Below are 18497 nucleotides of genomic sequence, written 5' to 3' on the forward strand. Positions count from 1 at the left end.
GTCACTCCCAACCAACAACCGGAGCGAGCTGAAGGGAGCGGCTACACGCTGCCTGGGAGATCGGTCCGGCAGGCTGATGTCCACCAGGACATCACGCGGGCTGCCATCGCTGCTGGCTCCGAGGGCAGAGGAGTAAGTCCGAAGTGATCCTCCAGCTCCTGCCGCAGGAAGTTGCCGATCCGTCTCTGGTCGGCGCCGTCACGGAGCAAGTCGCGCAACGGGCGCAGCATGCAGTCGTACTCGTCCTGTACGAGGTCGGCGACTCCGATGGGGTCCCACTCATTGAGCAGATGCCGCAGACCGTCTTCGGCGGCAGGCATCCCAGGTTGCGTCGCCCCAGAATGCCACTGCGGGGGCTGGTGGCCCGCTCCGAGAGGTCCCTACCTCGGGGGCGGGCCAGTCCTGACCTGCTGCGTCACCGGCGCCAGGTCGCGCCTCATCAGCCGGCAGGGCAGCCTCAGGCAGGCTCCAGCCTGTAGATCTGGCGGCACCCCTCACAGGCGTAGACGGCAGCGCCCGGCCCTGACGCCTGCTCGATCACGGTGATGAGCAGGCCGGTGGTCGTCTCGCCCTTGTGCCAATGGCACCAGGTCGTGACCGCGGCAGCGGAGTGCGCGGACTGGTCCCCGTCTCCCGGATTCAAGGGCCGGCCGCCGGACACCGGCTCGCGCGGCGTGCTCATGACGGCTCCACGGTGGGGGTACCGGCAAGCGTCTCGTAGTGGTCGCAGAGCCATGTCAGCTCGTGAGCGAGATTGCGCGCGTGGCGGGTTGCGGACACCAGCCCCGCACCCGGCGATGCCGCCAGGCGCACGCGGGCGCTCTCGACGGACAAAAGTGTGCGGATCCGTCCACCGTCGTGCTCTGGGAGCGCCCGGGCGGCGTTCTCCACCGGACGGATCAGCACCTGGAGATGGCCCCGCAACCGGGCCGTCATCTCACCCAGGTCATCGAAGCGGGGCAGCGGCGCGCCTTCGTCGAGCAGTTCGGCCGCGGCGGCGCGCATCGACTCGATCTCCGGGGACTCGCTTCTCAGCCCCGCTGAGGGGGCATCACTTTCGCTCATGTTGACTCCGTCCAGTCGGGCCGTGCGCCGGGGCCGCGTAGGCGGCCGCCGGAGCCAGGGCTACGACGGTAGGAGTTGACGAGCGGAACAGGGGGCACAGTCTGTGCCCCCTCGCTCACGCAGCGAGAACGCCGATCCTGACGGCGAGTTCCGAGGCCCGGCGACGCCTGGCCGGCGTCTTGGACTCGGCCTCCTCCAGGATGATCGCCTTGGCGTATCCGTTGTACCTGATCGTTTCCGGGGCGGCTTCATACGCCTTGGCCAGCGTGGCAAGGGCAGCGTCCGGCTGCCCGTCGAGTTGGTATCCCCGAGCCTCTTCGATCCGGTGCCGGGCCCTGCGCGGACGGGACGGGATGGTGACGGCGTCGGCTGCCGCCGCCTGCCGGACGGACTCCCCACCGGCATGAAGTTCCACCGCGACGGTAACGGCGTGAGCGCCCATGATGGCCTGTGAGAAGGACGTGACGGGGTCGTAGTAGCTCTCCGGCAGGTGATCCGCCATGTCACGCGCCTGGTCCCAGAATCGCCATGCGACGCCGGTCTCCTTGCGGCGTGCCGCTGTGTAACCGGCTTCGAACGTCAGCGCCCCCGCGATCGCGAGCACCTCGTCGGACGCGTCCGGCAGGAGAGGCGTCAGGTAGGCCAGTGCGTCATGGGTGACGCTGTCGGCGGCTTCGAAGTGGGCGGGCCCCGAGTCCCGGTGCGCCTGTGCGGCGAGCCACGCGGCGAGGCCGATGGCCCGCGGGTCCTCGCTCTCCTGCGCTGCGATCAGGCCCCGCTCGACGACGCGCCACAGCAGAGGGGCATCGGGCTGGTAGGCGACGAAGAACTGGCACAGGGAGTACGTCTCGCTGAGGATCGCCTGAGCCTTCCTGCGCTCCTCGGCTCGCTCCGCCTGATGGACCGCTGCCTGGGCGTCGCGGATGAGATCCGGGAGCAGGGCACCGATGACCTCTCGGTGGTTGGGTGCTTTGTGCCGGGCGCTCCAGGCCGTATCAAGACGAGCGCGCAGGTGCGCGGCAGGCGGCGCTCCTTGCTGATCTCTGAAGGGGAACGAATCAACGGCTGTCTTCACGGCGGCCAGGCGGGGGTGCCCTGGACCGGCGAAGAGGTCGACGGAAATGTCGTGACCGGTCAACTCATTGAGGTTACCTACCCGTAGGACCTGGGCGATCTGAAGGATCACGTCCAACCGCGGGGTCTGGAGCCGCCCGGTTTCCACGCTCTTGACCCAGGAACCGGTGAGTCCCAGCAGGCCGCCGAGCTGAGCGCGCGTCATGCCCTTCCGCTGCCGGAGGATCTGCAACCGCTGACCGAAGACAAGCGGGTTCGAGTAGGGGTCGGGAGTTCCAGTTTGAGACGTCACGGCCTTGCCCCTTCTTGCAGCCTCGTCACTGCCAGTATGGGGCAAGGCCGTTTTTGGTGAGGCCCGGTCGGGAAACGCGAAAGTCCCCCTCGCGCCCGAAGACGGAACGGGTCCACAGGGCCGTGGGCGCTGCCTGCATTGCGGTTCCAGGTGGCGCAGCCTATGGCTGACCCCCATGCCCAGCGCAGCCTTGCGCCGTCTGGCCGGGGACTGTGGACTCACCGCATGAGCACCTTGTATCTGATCGCCTGCGCGGCCGGCCCGGCGCAGCATGTCGACGAAGGCGTCCGCCACGCGCAGGACCGGGGCTGGGACGTCTGTCTCGTCCTCACGCCGTCCGCGGCGCGCTGGTGGCAGCCGCGGATGGGGGAGCTGGAGGAGTTGACCGGGCATCCGGTGCGGTCGCAGTACAAGTTGCCGTGGGAGAGCGACGTGCTGCCGAAGGCGGACGTGATGCTTGTCGCGCCGCTGTCGGCGACGAGTCTGAACAAGTGGGGCGCCGGCATCGCGGACACCCTTGCGCTGGGTCTCGTGACCGAAGGCGTGCACATGGGCGTGCCGGTGATCGCCATGCCCTACTTCAACCGTGCGCAGGGCGCCCAACCGTCGATCGCCCGGAGCGTCGCCGACCTGCGGTCCCAGGGGGTGCGCTACCTCGATGGCGCCGACGGCTACGAGCCGCACCCGCCGAAGCACGGAGACCCGTCCGCGTTCCCGTGGGCACGGGCGCTCGACGCCGTCGACGTCGCCTGAAGCGCGGGGGACGCCGTCAGGGTGCCGGGACCTGTCCCGGGCCGAGGCGGCTGCCCTCGCCGCCCGCCGGCAGCTCCCGGGCACACCCGCCCCCAAGCGCACCCGCCACCCCGGGGGCACCCGCCCCCAATACTCCACCCCGGCCCACTCACCCACCCCGCCCCCGCCCCCGCGGCCTGTTGTCAGGTCAACCCAGCACGCGTCTCTTCGCGAGTTCGCGCGCTCGTTACCCGGCGGGGCCCGGCACCACACCTGTCCTCCCAAGCCTGGGGTGCACGCAGGCAGGAACACGGCCGGGTTGCAACCGGGTAGCACAGAAGGACCATCCATGAACGGTATACGACGTATGCGACGGATACCCGTCATGTTCTCCGTCGCCCTCCTCCCGCTGGCCCTTGCCGCGTGTGGGAGCAGCGCCGCCACGGACGGCAGCGGGAGCGGATCGGGCGGCCAGTCCTCGGGGCGGAACCCCGACGTGCTGACCGTGGCCCAGATCCCCTCGGAGAACTCCACGACTCTGAAGGAAGCCCGCGAGCCGCTGACCAAGCTGCTGGAGAAGCAGACCGGCAAGAAGATCGCCTTCCAGAACGCGACGAGCTACGCCGCCGTCATCGAGGCCATGCGCGCCAAGAAGGCGGACATCGGCTTCTTCGGGCCCGACTCGTACGTCACCGCCAAGGACACCGGCGTCAACCTCGACGTCATGGCGGCGTCCGTCGACACCAAGAACGGCAGCGCCACCTACCAGTCGTACGCCATCGTCAAGGCGGACTCGCCCGTCAAGAGCCTGAAGGACTACCGCGGCAAGAAGGTCTGCTTCGTCGACCCGAACTCGACCTCCGGCTACCTCTACCCGCAGGCGGGCCTCGCGGACGCCGGGATCGACACCGGCAAGGACATCAAGACCGTGATGGCCGGCGGCCACGACGCCTCCGTGCTCGCGGTCATGAACGGGCAGTGCGACGCGGGCTTCGCCGACGACTCCATGATCAACGAGACGCTGCCCCAGGCGGGCAAGCTGAAGAAGAGCGACTACCGGATCGTGTGGAAGTCGAAGGAGATCCCCGACTCTCCCGCAGCGGTCGCGGGCGACCTCGACCCCGCGCTGAAGCAGAAGATCGTCGACACCTTCGACACCAAGGCCAACACCGACTACATGGTCGCCCACGGCTTCTGCGCCAAGGCGTCGGACTGCCTCAACGGCGGCTCCTGGGGCTACAAGAAGGTCACCGACGCCCTGTACGCGAGCGTGCGCAAGGTCTGTGACATCACCAAGAAGTGCACGAGCGCCCACTGATGGCCTCGCCGACCGTACGCAGGCCGTCCCGGGAGCTTTCGACGGGCACGGGGGTCCCCGGTGAGTCCGCAGGAGTTCCCGGTGAGTCCGCAGGAACCCCCGGTGGGGCCGGAGGTGCCCTCGGTGAGTCCGGAGGGACCCCCGGTGAGCCCTCCGGGGTTCCCGAGGACGACGTCGTCGTCCGCCTGGAGGGCCTGACCAAGCGCTTCCCCTCCGGCGACGGGACCGTCACCGCGCTCGACGGCGTGGGCTTCGAGGTCCGTGCGGGTGAGGTCGTGGCGCTCCTCGGCCTCTCCGGGTCCGGCAAGTCCACCCTCCTCCAGCACATCGACGGCCTCCAGGCGCCCACCTCCGGCGGGGGCACCGTGCTCGGCACGCGGATCGACTCCGCCTCGGGCACCCAGCTGCGCGCGCTGCGCCGCCGTATCGGCTTCGTGTTCCAGCAGTTCCACCTGGTGGGCCGGCTGAGCGTGCTGGAGAACGTGTGCACCGGCGCGCTGGGCCGGCTGCGCGGGCCGCGCGTGGGGCTCGTGACGTACCCGCGCCGGGTCCGGGAGCAGGCCCTCGACCTGCTGGACGGGGTCGGCCTCGGCGACCTGGCGTTCCAGCGTGCCGACACCCTCTCCGGCGGCCAGCAGCAGCGCGTGGCGGTGGCGCGGGCGCTGATGCAGGAGCCGAGCATGCTGCTGGCCGACGAGCCGGTCGCGTCGCTCGACCCCGAGTCGGCCGGGCAGATCATGCGGCTGCTGCGGCAGGTCGGCACCGCACGGCGCCTGACCGTGCTGTGCAGCCTGCACCAGGTGGACCTGGCACTGGGCTGGGCGGACCGCGTCATCGGCCTGCGGGCCGGGCGCGTGGTGCTCGACCTCCCCACGGAGGGCATCAGCCGCGACGAGGTGATGCGGCTGTACTCGGCCGTGGGCCAGGAGCCGGCCCCCGCGCTGATGGAGGCCGGGTGAGTACGGGGACGACGGCGTCCGGCGTGCCGGAGACCGACACCACGGTGATGTCCGGGGCCGGTGGCCCTCGCATCTGGGGCCGCACCCTGGCCAGGCCCCGGCCGACGGGCATCGCCGCCGGTGCCGTCCTGCTGCTCACGCTCGTCTGCGGCGTCTGGGCCTTCGTCGCGGTGAAGATCAACGTCGCCACGATGGTGGACAGCGCGGGCAACGCCGCGAACTTCGTCTCCCGCATGGTGCCGCTGGACTTCCCGGCGCCCGGCGAGCTGTTCGAGCTGTGCTGGCAGACCCTGGCGATCGTGATCTGCGCGACCGTCCTGTCGGTCGTCATCAGCCTTCCGCTGGCCCTGCTGGCCGCCCACAACACCACCCCCTTCGGCGGGGCCCGGATCGGCTCGCGGGCGCTGATCGTGCTCACCCGCGCGATTCCGGACGTGGTCTTCGCGGTGGCCGGCTTCCGGCTGTTCGGCCTCGGCGGGCTCACCGGTGTCGTCGCGATGGGCCTGCACTCGGTGGGCATGGTCGGCAAGCTGTACGCGGACGCCGTCGAGGACATCGACGAGGGGCCGCGGCGGGCGATCCGGGCGACCGGCGCCTCCCGCCTCCAGGAGATCGTCTCCGGGGTGCTCCCGCAGGTCCTGCCCTCGCTCGTGGCGACCGCGCTGCACCGCCTGGACATCAACCTGCGCGTCTCGGTCGTCCTCGGCTTCGTCGGCGTGAACGGCCTCGGCTACGCGCTCTCCATCTCCATCGGCCAGCTCGACTACCGGCGGGCGATGGCACTGGCCCTCGTGCTGCTCCTGCTCTGCTTCGCCGTCGAGTCCCTCTCCGGCGCCATCCGCCGGACGCTGCTGCGCGATGCGGGCGGACGCGTGCGGACACCGCTCGCCGTCCGGCTGGGCCGCGCCGTCCTGGGGCGTTCCGCACCGGGGCGTTCCGGACCGGGGCGTTCCGGACCGGCCCGCTCCGGCGACCGGCCCGGCGCCGCACCGGCCCTCGTACCGGACACCGCGACCGCCGCCCGTGCCCCGGCGCCCGCCAAGAGCGCCGGCCGGCGCAGGATCAGCCCCCGCTGGGGCACCCGGCGCATCCGCCGGACGGTGTGGGCGGCGCTCACCGCGGCGCTCGTCCTCGGCTCCGTGCCGGGCGCGGGCATCTCCTGGGGCCAGATCGTCGACGGTGTGCGGCAGCTGCCCGAGACCGTCGGGGACTTCCTGCCGCCCTCGGGCGGCGGCATCTGGGACACCCTGCTGGACGACCTGTGGGTGACGCTGGAGATCTCCCTCGCCGGCACGCTCATCGGGGTCGTGCTGGCCCTGCCGCTCGGCGCGCTGGCGGCACGCAACGTGGCGCCGTCGCCCGCGGTGGCACGGGTCTTCCGGACCGTCGTCCTGTTCATCAGGGCCATTCCGGAACTGATCCTCGCGATCGTCTTCGTGGTGGTCACGGGGCTCGGCGCGGTCGCGGGCTCGCTCGCGCTCGGGGTCGGCTCCGTCGGGCTGCTCAGCAAGCTCGTGGCCGACTCCCTGGAGGAGATCGACCCGGGCCCCGTCCAGGCGGTGCGGGCGAGCGGGGCGTCGCGGTGGCAGCTCTTCTTCGCGGCGATCCTGCCGCGGGCGTGGCCGACGCTCATCGGGCACCTGCTCTACCAGCTCGACGTCAACATCCGCTCGGCCACCCTGCTCGGCATCGTCGGCGCGGGCGGCATCGGCTACGACATGCTGAACGCTGAACGGGTGCTCCAGTTCCCAGTGGTCACCACCATCGTGCTGATGATGCTGGCGGCCGTCTTCCTGGTGGAGGGGCTCGCCCTGTGGCTGCGCAAGGTGTTCGCCTGAGGCACTGACGTGTCTCCGTCGGGGGCCCGGGACGGTCGCCCACTCCCAGCCGGGCCCCCGTCCGTCGCCCACCGTCCCCGGTCCGCTGCGGGACGTGCGCAGTACGCGACAACTGTTCCTACTGTTCACCGAGCACAGTCGCGCTGTTGACAGAGCCGCGCTGGCCCGGACAGGTGGCCCGCGCAGGCTTCCTGTCGTGCGCAACAAGAGCCGGTACGTCGAGATAGCCAACGTCATCGCGGCGGAGATCGCGGACCTCCCGGCGGGCAGCAAGGTGTCCAGCGAGCACGAGATCGCCGGGCGCTTCGGTGTCAGCCGGGCCGCGGCCCGGGCGTCGTTGCAGGAACTGGAGAACAGGCTGCTGGTGCGGCGGGTGCGCGGTGCGGGCACCTTCGTCAACCGCCGCATCGACTACGTGCTGTCCCAGTACAAGGCGCCGTCGCTGCACGAGACGGTCCGCGAGGCGGGCAGCACGGCCCGCACCGTCGTCCGGGACATCCAGCTGCTGCCCCTGCCGGCGGTGGAGGCCGGGCTGCTGGAACGCCCCGAGGGCGCGCCCGCGCACCTGCTGGTGCGGCAGTCCTTCATCGACGGGCTGCTCAGCGGCTGGGCGCACATCTGGGTCCCGGTGGACGTCCTGCCCGAGATGAGCGCGGCGGTCCACGCGGTGGAGTCGCTGCACGCGATCCTGCGCCAGATGAGCGCGGTGGAACCGACCCGCGCCTGGTGCCGGGTCAGCTACGCGCAGCCGGGACCGGAGATCGCCGGGCACCTGGAGATCGAGCCGGGCCGCCCGGTCTGGCTCATCGAGAGCCTCAGCCGGGACCAGGGCACCGGCCGGGCGGTGATGTGCAGCAGCACGTGGAGCCGCCCCGACAGCACTCGGATCATCGTCGAGATGGACGGGCCATGACAACGGCGACGACCGGCTCGTTCCGGCCCGACGCAAAGGAAAAGGAAGGAGAACGGCGTGGTGACGCTGACGCGTGAGCGCCGGTGCGAGCTGCTCGCCGCCGCGGAGCACGAGGAGATCGTCCCGCTCGCCGAACGGCTCGTCGCGGAAGGGGCCGTACCGGGCCCCACGGTGGTGAGGCCGCCCGAGACGGGAATGGTCGTGCTCCAGGTGCGCGAACCCGTGGAGGAGTCGCGGTTCCACCTGGGCGAGGTGCTGGTCACCGAGTGCGCCGTGGAGGTCGCCGGGGTCTCCGGCTGGAGCATGCGCGAGGGCGACGACCGGGTGGCGGCGCTCGCCGGCGCGCTGCTCGACGCGGTCGCGGCGGCGGGACTGCCGGGGACGGCCGAGATCGACGAGCTGTGCGCCCGTGTCGAACGGCGCGCGGCCGAACGCGACGCCGCGGAGTGGGACGCGATCCGCACCACCACCGTCACCTTCGAGGAGCTCACGTGAGCGACACACGGCCGGCCACCATCCCCACGGCGCCCGGCGCCGGCGCCCGGGTGGGCGCGCTGCGCCGCGGCACGCACGACACGCAGCGCGACTTCACCACCCTGCTCGACGTGCTGTCGCGGCCCGGCAGGATCGGGCGCCTGGACGTCGCCGACGGCGTCCCCGCCGCGGCGCTCGCGGCCTGCGGCCTCGTCGACGTCGAGGTGCCGCTGCACGTGCTCGCCGACGGCGGCCAGGACGGCGAGGCATGGCGGAACGCCGTGCACGAGGCCACCAAGGCACCGCGTGCGGAACCGGCGCTCGCGCGCACGGTGCTGGCACTGCGCCCGGTCACCGCGGCCGAGATCGCCGCGCTGCCGCGGGGCGACGCGCTCAACCCGGAGCTGGGTGCCCGGCTGTTCCTGACCGTGGCAGGGCTCTTCGATGCCACGGCGCTCGTACCCGCACCCACGCCTGCACCCGCGCCCACGCTTACGCCCGCACCCGCACCCGCACCCGCACCCGCACCCGCACCCGCGCCTGCACCCGCCCCCGGATCCGGCTTCGCGGCCGACGTGCCGCTCGCCGATGGGGAAGGAACGGTTCTTCGTCTGGAGGGACCCGGCGTGCCGGGGCAGCGGCGCCTCGGTGTCCGCGGCCTGAGCGTCCCGGTCATCGAGGCCATCGCCGCCGCCAACGCCGGGTTCCCGCTCGGCATCGACACCTTCCTCGTCGCGCCCGGCGGGGCCGTCGCGGGGCTGCCGCGCACCACCCGGATCACCGTCGAGGACGCCCCGGTCGCCGGGGCCGGCACGGGGACGGGGGTCTAGCCGTGGGATACGCAGGGGTACGCGGCGGGCAGGAGGCCATCGCCGCCGCGGAACGGCTGGTGCGCGCGGCCCGGTACGGTGGCCGCAGCGCCTGGCTGGAACTGGACCAGATCACCGGAGGGCTGCCGCTCGCCGTCGACCGGGTGATGGGCGAGGGCGGCCTGTGGGCGCCCGAGATCACCGCCCGCGCCATCCGGCAGTCGCAGGGCGACCTCCTCGAAGCCGCGCAACTGCTGCGCGCGCACCGCTCGACCATGCCGCGCCTGGGCTACAGCCTGCCCGTCCCCATGGACGAGGCCGGGACCACCCGCCGCGTCAGCGCGGCCTACCGCAACCCGCCGGGCGGACAGTTCCTGGGGGCCACGGCGGACTACGTTCCGCAGATCCTCGACCTCGGGGACGGGGACGGGGCAGACCTCGCCGGGGACCCCGGCGCCGCGCCCGCCGCGCCCGATCCGGCGGGCACGACCGGAGCCGCTGGGGCGCCCCCCGGCCTGCTGGCCGAACTGCGCGAGGCCGGGCTCCTCGCCGAGCGGCCCTCCCGCGCCGACGCGGAACCCTTCGACATCACCAGGACGCCCGCACGCCCCGGCGCCCCCCGCTCCGGTCGCCTGTCGGCGATGGCGCGCGCGGAGACGGGATCCCTGGTCCACCTCTGGTACTCCGTCATCCGGCGCCCCGAGCACGTCGCGCCCGAGATCCCCGTCGAACTGCGGCGCCGCACCCTGCCCGTCCGGGTCGCCCACCCGTACACCGGGCGCCCGGTCACCGTGGCCCGCGCCGAGGTGACCGAGGCGCGGACGGTCCGCGGCGCGGGGGTGCCCGGTGAGGACCCCACGCGTTTCGACGTCGGGTACGGGCTCTGCTTCGGCGCGGTCGAGGCCAAGGCGCTCGCGATGGCGGGACTCGACCTGCTGGTCCACCGGGCCCCCGAGGCCGACCGCCTGGAGCAGAAGGTCCTCACCCACCTCGACGGGCCTGAGGCCTCCGGCTTCCTCGAACACCTCAAGCTCCCGCACTACGTCGACTTCCGCTCCGCGCTGGAGCGCCTGAGGGCCGTGCACACGACCGCCGGAGGCGCCCGATGACCCCGCCCGAGGGATCCCGCGAGGGATCCGGGGGACAGGAGCGGCAGCCGGCCGCCGAGGCGGCGGCGCGGCTCGCGGGCCGCCCCCGGCACGGGGGCAGCGGCCGGCGGCTCGAACTGGACCAGATCATGGAACGGCTGCCGCTCGCCGTCGACCGCGCCATGGGCGAGGCCGGGCTCTGGGCCCCCGCGCTCGCCGCGCGGGCGCTGCGGCAGGCCCAGGGCGACCCGCTGGGCGCCGCCCAACTGCTGCGCGCGCACCGCACGACGCTGCCCCGCCTCGCCGTGAGCACGCCGGTGACCAGCGAGGATCTGAGCGTCACGCGGCGCATCAGCTCGGCGTTCCGCAACCCGCCCGGCGGCCAGCTCCTCGGCCGCACGCTCGACTACGTCGGCCGCCTGCTCGACCTGCTGCCCGAGGACGAGGGCCGGATGCGCGCGGCGGGGGACACGGGCACCACGGCCGCCGTCGCGCACGAGGGCAACGGCTCCCACGCGCACGTACACGGGGCGGACGGCTCCCACGCGCACGTACACGGAGCCGACGGCTTCCACGCGCACGTGTCCGAACCCGACGGCTCCCACGCGCACGTACACGAGGCGGACGGCTCCCACGCGCACCCGCACGAGGTGAACGAGACCGACGCCCCCGCCCCCGTCGACCGCTCCCCGAGAAACCTCCTCGCCGTCCTGCGTTCCATGGACGTCGTGGCACCACCCACGGAGGGCGCCGACCCCGAGCCGTTCGACGTCACGCGGGCGGCCCCGCGCGGCGACGCGCCCCGTTCCGCCTGGCTCCAGGCGATGGCACGCGCGGACACCGGCTCGCTGATGCACACGTGGTACGGGTCCAACTGGCGCCCGAGCGGCCACGAGATCCCCGGCGAGGTACGGCACGGCATGCTGCCCGTGCGGGTCACGCACCCCTCGACCGGGCGCGCGGTGACGGTCACCCGGGTCCTGGTGAGCGAGGTGCAGACCTTCCACAGTCTCACCCGCGCCGGGGAACTGGGCCGCACCCTCGACGTCGGCTACGGCCTCTGCTTCGGGCGCAACGACCGCAAGGCCATCTCGATGGCGGGGCTCGACCTCATGCTGACCCACCACCGGGGGAGCGAGGGACCGCTCGACGAGGTGCTGTTCACCCTCGACGGCCTCGATTCCATCGGCTACGCGCAGCACCTGAAGCTGCCGCACCACGTCGAGTTCCGCTCCCTCGTGGAGCGCGGACGGGCCGTGGCGGCGGGCAGGGCCGCGGCCACCGCACGCGTGGATCACGGGGACCTGGCCGTTCCCGCCGACCGCGCCGACCACGGAGACAAGCAATGAGCACGACGCGGAACCTCGACCGGCTCGCCGGGCCGGAGCAACGAGCGGGGATCTTCGACGAGTTGTCCAAGCGCGAGATACGCCGCGCCATCCTCAGCGGCGTCGCCATCCCGGGCTACCAGGTCCCGTTCGGCTCGCGTGAGATGCCGGTGGCCCGCGGCTGGGGCTCCGGAGGGCTCCAGGCCACGCTGGCGCTGGTCGGCGAGGGCACCAGGCTGAAGGTGATCGACCAAGGCGAGGACGCCGGGGTCAACGCCTCGAACCTGCGCCGGCTCGTCGTCGACCACGTGGGCTGCGTGCCGGAGACGGACACCCGCGCGGCCGACGTCATCCAGTCCCGGCACCGCATCCCCGAGCAGCCGCTCGCCCAGGGCCAGGTGCTCGTCCTCCAGGTCCCCGGCCCCGAACCGCTGGCCGGGATCGTCAAGGAGATGGACGAGCAGCGCCGCATGCACGCCGAGGCCGACTACGCCAAGATGTGGGTCCGCCTCTACGAGGACATCGTCCACAACGGCGTGATCACCGCCTCCGCCGGCTATCCGGTGCTGGTCGAGGGGCGTTACGTGATGACGCCGAGCCCCATCCCGCGCTGGGACGTCCCGAAGCTCCACGACAGCGAGGGCCTGACGATCCTCGCCGCGGGCCGCGAGAAGCGCATCTTCGCCGTGCCGCCGCACACCCGCGTGGAGCCGCTGACCTTCGAGGACCGGCCCTTCGAGGTCGAGTTCACCCCCGGTGCCGCGTGCCGGATGTGCGGCACCGCGCGCGGCTACATCGTCGAGGAGCCCGGCGAGGGCGGTGCGCCCCCCAGCTGGGTCTGCTCCGACGCCGACTTCCGGCAGCGCTGCCACGCCGGCGAGCTGGGCCCGGTCCTCAACACACCGGCGGCGGGCAGCACCCCGGCCGCCCCGGCTCCGAAGGAGACGTCCGCCCGATGAACGCGTCCGCGACGGACACCACGACCGCCCCCGCCCCGGCCGCGATCCGCCCCGGGTGGGCGCTGAAGGTCTCCGGCCTCGGCAGGATCTACGGCGATCCCGGCCCCCGCTCGTTGGAGGGCACCGGACCCGAGTACGGCACCGCGCTCTCCCCGGCCACCGGCGCCATCGTCGCCGCCTGGGACGTCGACTTCGAGGTCGCGCCCGGTGAGGCGCTCGGCATCATCGGCGAGTCGGGCTCCGGCAAGTCCACCGTGATGCGCTGCGTCGCGGGCGACGAGCAGGCCACCGCGGGGCACATCGCGCTGCGCGGCGTGGCGGACGGCACCGTCAACCTCCGCGATCTGACGCCCGCCGAGCGCCGAGGGCTGCGCCTCAAGCCGCTCGCCGCCGTCTACCAGGACCCCGCCGCCGGCCTCAACCTGGACATCACGGCGGGCGGCAACATCGCCGACCCGCTGACGGCGGCCGGCTGGCGCAACTACGCCCGCATCCGGGACCGCGCCGCCGAACTGCTGAGCCGGGTCGAGGTTCCGCTGTCGCGCATGGACGACCGGGTGCGGACCTTCTCGGGCGGCATGCGGCAGCGTGTGCAGATCGCCAAGGCGCTGGCCAACGACCCGTCCGTGCTGCTCCTGGACGAGCCGACCACGGGGCTCGACGCCTCCGTCGCGGCCGGAGTGCTCGACCTGCTGCGGACGCTGCTCGCTCAGACCGGGGTGGCGGCGGTCGTCGTCTCGCACGACTTCGGCGTGATCGAGATGCTCACCCGCCGCGTCCTGGTGATGCAGCACGGCCGGGTCGTCGAGGCCGGACTGACGGACCAGCTCCTGGAGGACCCGCAACACCCGTACAGCCAGCGGCTCGTCAGTGCCGCGAGGGGATGAACGCACGATGGCGCGAGGGGATGAGGCCACGATGAACGCGACGCCGGCGATGGCCACCGGATCAGGCCCGGCGGCGAGCGACCCGGGCGGGCTGCCCGAGGACACCGTCCTGTCGGTGCGCGGGCTCCGCAAGGACTTCACGCTGCACACCGTCGACGGCCGCGTCGTCGAGGCGCTGCACGGTGTGGACGTGGACGTGGCGGCCGGCGAGCACGTCGCGCTCGCGGGCACCTCGGGCGCCGGCAAGTCGACGCTGCTGCGGTGCGTCTACCGCACGTACCTCTCCGGCGGCGGCGGCATCCTCTTCCGCACCTCGCGGGGCACCACCGTGGACCTCGCGACGCTGCCCGACGCCGAGGTGGCCGATCTGCGCGGCAGGGAGATCGGGTACGTCTCGCAGTTCCTGCGGCCGGGGCCGCGCCGCTCGGTGATCGACGTCGTCACCGCCTCGGGCATCGCCCGGGGCATGGACCGCCCGGCGGCGCGGGACGCGGCGGCCGGCGCGCTGCGCGGGGTCGGCATCGCCGAGCGGCTGTGGGACACCCACGCCACCGTGCTCTCCGGCGGGCAGAAGCAGCGGGTCAACGTCGCCGCGGGCACCGTCTCGCCGCCCCGGCTGCTGTTGCTCGACGAGCCCGTCTCGGCCCTCGACCCGGTCAACCGGGCCGCCGTCCTCGCCACCATCGCCCGCCTGGGCGAGCGCGGCACCGCCGTGCTCTCCGTCTTCCACGACCTGGACGCCATCGAGCGCTTCGCCACCCGCGTGGTGGTCCTCGGCGGGGGCCGGGTCCTCGCGAGCGGCCCCCCGCAATCGATCCTGCACGATCCGAACCTGCCCCTGGAGGTGGCTCGATGAGCCGGTACGTGTTCTCCCACGCGAGGGCCGTGCTGCCCGACCGCGTGCTCGACGACGCGCTGCTCGTGGCCGAGGACGGCCTGATCACCGAGGTGGGACCGGCCACCCCCGGCCAGGTGCCCGCCGAGGCCGTCGACCTGCGCGGCGCGCTGCTGCTGCCCGGCATCGTCGACACCCACAGCGACGCCCTGGAGAAGGAGCAGCGGCCCCGCCCCACCGTGCGCTTCCCCGCCGCCTTCGCCGTCGCCAGCTACGAGGGCAGGGTGCGCGCCGCCGGCGTGACCACGATGTTCCACGCGATCAGCTACCAGACCAACGAGGCCAAGGACCGCACCATCGAGCGCTCCCTGGGCCTCGGCACCGCCGTGCGGGAACGCGCCGCCTCGGGGACGGCCCTGATCGACCACCGCAAGCTGCACCGCCTGGACGCCCGCGACGCCGCGGCGCTGGACGTGCTGATGGACACCCTCGCCGAGCCCGCGGAGGCCGGCGACGTGCCGCCGCTGGTGTCGTACGAGGACCACACCCCCGGGCAGGGACAGTTCAGCGACCTGTCGGTGTTCCGCAAGGTGGTCGCGGAGCAGGAGAAGATCAGCGAGGAGGCCGCGGGGGCCCGCATCGAGCAGCGCATCGCCGACCGTGACAGGACCATCGCCCAGCGCGAGCGGACCCTCGCCTTCCTGGGCCGGGAGGCGAAGGCGGGCCGGATACGGCTGCTGGCCCACGACGTGGTGAGCGCCGCCGAGCTTGCCGAGGTGCGGGAGTCGGGCGCGGCCGTGGCGGAGTTCCCGACCACCCTGGAGGCGGCCCGGGCGGCGAAGGCGGCCGGCATGCCCGTCGTCGCCGGCGCGCCGAACGTCCTGCGCGGCGGCTCGCACAGCGGCAACGTCAGCGCGGTCGACCTGGTCTGTGCCGGCCTCGTCGACAACCTCTCCAGCGACTACATGCCGACGACGCTGCTGGCCGCCGCCTACCACCTGGCCCACCACGGCGTGCTGCCGCTGCCCGCGGCCGTGGGGCTCGTCACATCCGGTGCGGCCCGTACCGCGGGTCTCGGCGACCGGGGCGCGCTGGTGCCCGGGCAGCGCGCCGACCTGATCGCGGTGACGGGCGACGTGCACCAGCAGACCGTCCGCTTCACCCTCCTCGCGGAGGAGTCACGCGCGGCCGAGCGGCCGCCGGTGACCGGTTACCTGACGGCCGCCGCCGACGCCGGGTGAGCGACCGGACCCACCCGCTCACCTGGCCCGTCACCCGCTCCCGGGCCGACGTGGGCCGGTGGGCCGGGCGGCCTCCTGGACGTCGCGGCCATGACAACCGGCTATCGTCGATCGCGCTGGTCGGCCGTTAGGCATTCGCAATGTATGGATCGTGTAGGGCAGGGCAGCGGCAGTCCCAGTAGCAAACAAAGGCCTACGACCTCACAACGGTGGGTGTCAGATCAGGGATGGTGCGATGGCCACGATCACGAACACTTCGGAGGGGACCCCGGAGCAACCGGCGCTACGCAGAGACATGGGCCGTATCAGCCTGCTCTTCGCGGGCGTGGGATCGATCATCGGGTCCGGCTGGCTCTTCGGTGCGCTGAACGCGGCGAAGATAGCCGGACCCGCGTCGATCTTCTCGTGGGCGATAGCCGCGGTGATGATTCTCCTCATCGGACTGTGTTTCGCCGAGTTGGGTACGATGTTTCCGCTTTCGGGAGGTGTGGTGCGTTTTCCACACCTCTCTTTTGGTTCCTTCGCCAGCTACACCATGGGATGGATCACCTGGATCGCCGCCGCGACCGTGGCGCCGATCGAGGTCGAGGGTGCTCTCCAGTACGCCACTAAATGGGCGCATTTCACTGATTTTCATGAGGCGAACGGCGCGTACACGCTGACCGCGGTGGGCTACGTGGTCGCGGTGATCGCGATGGCCTTCTTCGTGCTGCTGAACTACTACGGCATCCGCTGGTTCGCCCGCGTCAACAACGTCCTGGTCTGGTGGAAGCTGCTCGCCATCGTCCTGGTCATCGTGGCCTTCTTCGTGACCGCGTTCCACGGCCACAACATCGGCGCCAAGGAGTTCGGAGGCTTCACCCCGGGCGGCGCCAAGGGCATCTTCACGGCGATATCCACCGCCGGCATCACCTTCTCGTTCCTCGGCTTCCGCCAGGGCGTGGAGCTGGCGGGGGAGACCGACAACCCGCGGCGCAACGTACCGTTCGCGGTCATCGGCTCCGTGCTGCTCACCGGCGTGATCTACATCCTGCTGGAGGTGGCCTTCCTCGGCGCCGTCCCGACGGGCGACCTCGCGCATTCCCACGGCTGGCTCAACCTGACGTTCGCGAACGACTTCGGCCCGCTGGCCGCGATCTCCAGCGCCATCGGCCTCGGCTGGCTGGCCTACATCCTCTACGTGGACGCGGTGATCTCGCCGGCCGACACCGGCCTGATCTACACCACGGTCACGGCCCGCATCTCCTACGCGATGGCGCGCAACCGCAACGCCCCCGCGGCCCTCGCGAAGACCACGTCCAAGGGCGCCCCGCTGGTCAGCCTGATCGTGACCTTCGTCCTCGGCCTGATCGTCTTCCTGCCCTTCCCGAGCTGGCAGGAACTGGTCGGGTTCATCACCTCGGCGACCGTGCTGTCGTTCGGCTCGGGGCCGCTGGTGCTGGCCGTCATGCGCCGCCAGATCCCCGAGCACGACCGCCCGTACCGGATCCCGGGCGGCGACATCATCCCGTTCCTCGCGCTCTACTCGTCGAACCTGATCGTGTACTGGGCCGGCTGGAACACCAACTACAAGCTGTTCGCCACCATCGGCATCGGCTTCGTCCTGCTCGCGGTCTTCCAGGTCCTGGACAAGGGCCAGGCCCCGAAGATGGACTGGAAGGCGGGCGCGACCTGGGTCCTGCCGTGGCTGGCCGGCCTGGTCGCGATCAGCTGGCTCGGCGACTACGACGGCGGCACCGGCGTGATCGGCTTCGGCTGGGGCTTCGTGGCCAACCTGGTGCTGACCGCGATCGTCTACTTCCTGGCGCTCCGGGTGCCGCTGTCGCGCGAGCGGGTGCTGGAGAACATCGAGGAGGCGAAGGCGGAGGCCCGCCAGGAGGAGGCGGCCCTGGGCGAGGCTCCCTGACAGGTCCTCACCACCGCCGGCCCGGATCGGGTCCCGGCCTCACGAGCGGGCCCCGGCCCCCCCAAGGGGGGGGGCCGGGGCCCGCTCGGTTCGGTCGCCGAAAGGCGCCGGGAGGCCCCGGCCGGCGTCTTTCGGCGCCGTGACCGCGGTGCAGGAGCTGCGGGCGCAGGCGGGGCGGTTGCGGATGGCGGACATCGGGGCCCAGGTGAACCTGTCGCTGCGGGACGAGACCTCGTGGACAACAGGCCTGCTCGACCCGGACGCCACGGTGATCGCCGACGGCGGCGGCATCGTGAGCGCCGCGCTGCGGCCGATCGAGGGCCGCGAGCAGGTCGTGGACGCCTGCGTCCGCATCGCCTCCCTGGTGGACGATCTGAGGCTCCTGGAGCGCACGGTGAACGGCCGGCCGGGGCTGGTGGCCCAACTGGGCGGTGCGACGGTGAGGGTGTACGCATTCCACATCGTGGACGACGTGATCAAGCACATCTGGGCCGTGCGCAACCCCGAGAAGCTCCGGCTTTTCAATGGCGGTCACTGAGTAGGTGAAGTCACAAATGGATGTGGTGCGTCCGGTTAAGGAATGCGCCAAGTGTCCGTAACAGGCGCCACAATGACCACAGTGAACGCTTGTTTGGCCGAGGGGCCACGTGTACTATCGCGGGCAATAACGCCTATATCGATGACCGACTCCTGAGACCCTCCGGACCGGCGCCGACCGTCATGCCACTGTCGTGCGCCGGGCCCCTCACAGCCCTATCGCAAAACCTCCGCACGGGCAC

The 18497-nt window shown here is 72.2% G+C and carries 19 protein-coding genes; 15 read left to right on the forward strand and 4 right to left on the reverse strand.

Going from position 1 to position 18497, the window contains the following annotated elements; genetic code table 11:
- Positions 1–41: 41 nt before the first annotated feature.
- The 4 genes from Sm713_RS05845 to Sm713_RS05860 all read right to left on the reverse strand — a co-directional run bounded on the left by Sm713_RS05845 (position 42) and on the right by Sm713_RS05860 (position 2431).
- A complete protein-coding gene (locus tag Sm713_RS05845) occupies positions 42–320 on the reverse strand; it encodes a hypothetical protein (RefSeq protein WP_212908595.1) in 279 nt (92 codons plus the stop codon).
- A 137-nt stretch (positions 321–457) separates the two neighbouring features.
- Entirely contained in the window at positions 458–682 is a 225-nt protein-coding gene (locus Sm713_RS05850) for a hypothetical protein (RefSeq protein WP_249416121.1), read from the reverse strand.
- Positions 679–1065 (reverse strand): DUF6415 family natural product biosynthesis protein, encoded by a 387-nt coding sequence (locus tag Sm713_RS05855; protein WP_212908596.1) that lies wholly within the window; start codon positions 1063–1065, stop codon positions 679–681. The genes Sm713_RS05850 and Sm713_RS05855 overlap by 4 nt, the downstream gene beginning before the upstream one ends.
- Before the next feature lie 115 nt (positions 1066–1180).
- On the reverse strand, positions 1181–2431 hold the full coding sequence (locus Sm713_RS05860) for a helix-turn-helix transcriptional regulator (RefSeq protein WP_283249761.1): 1251 nt from the start codon (positions 2429–2431) through the stop codon (positions 1181–1183).
- Positions 2432–2656: 225 nt separating this feature from the next.
- Between Sm713_RS05860 and Sm713_RS05865 the strand changes: the two genes are divergently transcribed.
- From Sm713_RS05865 to Sm713_RS05935, 15 genes are all read left to right on the forward strand, one after another.
- Positions 2657–3184, forward strand: a complete 528-nt coding sequence (locus tag Sm713_RS05865; protein ID WP_212908597.1) for a flavoprotein — start codon at positions 2657–2659, stop codon at positions 3182–3184.
- 328 nt (positions 3185–3512) lie between these two features.
- On the forward strand, positions 3513–4481 hold the full coding sequence (locus Sm713_RS05870) for a phosphate/phosphite/phosphonate ABC transporter substrate-binding protein (protein WP_212908598.1): 969 nt from the start codon (positions 3513–3515) through the stop codon (positions 4479–4481).
- A complete protein-coding gene (locus tag Sm713_RS05875) occupies positions 4463–5440 on the forward strand; it encodes a phosphonate ABC transporter ATP-binding protein (RefSeq protein ID WP_249416122.1) in 978 nt (325 codons plus the stop codon). The genes Sm713_RS05870 and Sm713_RS05875 overlap by 19 nt, the downstream gene beginning before the upstream one ends.
- On the forward strand, positions 5437–7278 hold the full coding sequence (phnE, locus tag Sm713_RS05880) for a phosphonate ABC transporter, permease protein PhnE (protein ID WP_249416123.1): 1842 nt from the start codon (positions 5437–5439) through the stop codon (positions 7276–7278). The genes Sm713_RS05875 and phnE overlap by 4 nt, the downstream gene beginning before the upstream one ends.
- A gap of 196 nt (positions 7279–7474) precedes the next feature.
- Complete coding sequence (locus tag Sm713_RS05885; protein ID WP_212908599.1) at positions 7475–8191, forward strand: GntR family transcriptional regulator; 717 nt, start codon at positions 7475–7477, stop codon at positions 8189–8191.
- A 57-nt stretch (positions 8192–8248) separates the two neighbouring features.
- Complete coding sequence (gene phnG, locus Sm713_RS05890) at positions 8249–8686, forward strand: phosphonate C-P lyase system protein PhnG (protein WP_212908600.1); 438 nt, start codon at positions 8249–8251, stop codon at positions 8684–8686.
- Entirely contained in the window at positions 8683–9495 is an 813-nt protein-coding gene (phnH, locus tag Sm713_RS05895; protein ID WP_212908601.1) for a phosphonate C-P lyase system protein PhnH, read from the forward strand. The genes phnG and phnH overlap by 4 nt, the downstream gene beginning before the upstream one ends.
- A 2-nt stretch (positions 9496–9497) precedes the next feature.
- The gene (locus Sm713_RS05900) at positions 9498–10583 is read left to right on the forward strand and encodes a carbon-phosphorus lyase complex subunit PhnI (RefSeq protein ID WP_212908602.1); all 1086 of its coding nucleotides are present in this window, start codon (positions 9498–9500) and stop codon (positions 10581–10583) included.
- Positions 10580–11911, forward strand: a complete 1332-nt coding sequence (locus tag Sm713_RS05905; protein ID WP_212908603.1) for a carbon-phosphorus lyase complex subunit PhnI — start codon at positions 10580–10582, stop codon at positions 11909–11911. Before Sm713_RS05900 ends, Sm713_RS05905 begins: the two co-directional genes overlap by 4 nt.
- Entirely contained in the window at positions 11908–12849 is a 942-nt protein-coding gene (locus Sm713_RS05910) for an alpha-D-ribose 1-methylphosphonate 5-phosphate C-P-lyase PhnJ (RefSeq protein WP_212908604.1), read from the forward strand. The genes Sm713_RS05905 and Sm713_RS05910 overlap by 4 nt, the downstream gene beginning before the upstream one ends.
- Positions 12846–13736, forward strand: coding sequence for an ATP-binding cassette domain-containing protein (locus Sm713_RS05915; protein WP_212908605.1), 891 nt, complete (start codon positions 12846–12848; stop codon positions 13734–13736). The genes Sm713_RS05910 and Sm713_RS05915 overlap by 4 nt, the downstream gene beginning before the upstream one ends.
- A 31-nt stretch (positions 13737–13767) precedes the next feature.
- Positions 13768–14592, forward strand: a complete 825-nt coding sequence (locus Sm713_RS05920; protein WP_212908606.1) for an ATP-binding cassette domain-containing protein — start codon at positions 13768–13770, stop codon at positions 14590–14592.
- Positions 14589–15812, forward strand: coding sequence for an alpha-D-ribose 1-methylphosphonate 5-triphosphate diphosphatase (locus tag Sm713_RS05925; protein ID WP_212908607.1), 1224 nt, complete (start codon positions 14589–14591; stop codon positions 15810–15812). Before Sm713_RS05920 ends, Sm713_RS05925 begins: the two co-directional genes overlap by 4 nt.
- Positions 15813–16047: 235 nt before the next feature.
- On the forward strand, positions 16048–17718 hold the full coding sequence (locus Sm713_RS05930; RefSeq protein ID WP_249416124.1) for an APC family permease: 1671 nt from the start codon (positions 16048–16050) through the stop codon (positions 17716–17718).
- Between the two features lie 139 nt (positions 17719–17857).
- Complete coding sequence (locus Sm713_RS05935; RefSeq protein ID WP_212908608.1) at positions 17858–18256, forward strand: hypothetical protein; 399 nt, start codon at positions 17858–17860, stop codon at positions 18254–18256.
- The last annotated feature ends 241 nt before the right edge of the window (positions 18257–18497 follow it).

This window comes from Streptomyces sp. TS71-3 (assembly GCF_018327685.1).
Lineage (GTDB): Bacteria > Actinomycetota > Actinomycetes > Streptomycetales > Streptomycetaceae > Streptomyces.

What these genes read in the sequence shown, in the direction of transcription:
- Sm713_RS05845 (WP_212908595.1), bottom strand. Translation starts at nt 320, where the DNA reads ATGCCTGCCGCCGAAGACGGTCTGCGGCATCTGCTCAATGAGTGGGAC.
- Sm713_RS05850 (WP_249416121.1), bottom strand. Translation starts at nt 682, where the DNA reads ATGAGCACGCCGCGCGAGCCGGTGTCCGGCGGCCGGCCCTTGAATCCG.
- Sm713_RS05855 (WP_212908596.1), bottom strand. Translation starts at nt 1,065, where the DNA reads ATGAGCGAAAGTGATGCCCCCTCAGCGGGGCTGAGAAGCGAGTCCCCG.
- Sm713_RS05865 (WP_212908597.1), top strand. Translation starts at nt 2,657, where the DNA reads ATGAGCACCTTGTATCTGATCGCCTGCGCGGCCGGCCCGGCGCAGCAT.
- Sm713_RS05870 (WP_212908598.1), top strand. Translation starts at nt 3,513, where the DNA reads ATGAACGGTATACGACGTATGCGACGGATACCCGTCATGTTCTCCGTC.
- Sm713_RS05905 (WP_212908603.1), top strand. Translation starts at nt 10,580, where the DNA reads ATGACCCCGCCCGAGGGATCCCGCGAGGGATCCGGGGGACAGGAGCGG.
- Sm713_RS05910 (WP_212908604.1), top strand. Translation starts at nt 11,908, where the DNA reads ATGAGCACGACGCGGAACCTCGACCGGCTCGCCGGGCCGGAGCAACGA.
- Sm713_RS05915 (WP_212908605.1), top strand. Translation starts at nt 12,846, where the DNA reads ATGAACGCGTCCGCGACGGACACCACGACCGCCCCCGCCCCGGCCGCG.
- Sm713_RS05920 (WP_212908606.1), top strand. Translation starts at nt 13,768, where the DNA reads ATGAACGCGACGCCGGCGATGGCCACCGGATCAGGCCCGGCGGCGAGC.
- Sm713_RS05925 (WP_212908607.1), top strand. Translation starts at nt 14,589, where the DNA reads ATGAGCCGGTACGTGTTCTCCCACGCGAGGGCCGTGCTGCCCGACCGC.
- Sm713_RS05930 (WP_249416124.1), top strand. Translation starts at nt 16,048, where the DNA reads ATGGCCACGATCACGAACACTTCGGAGGGGACCCCGGAGCAACCGGCG.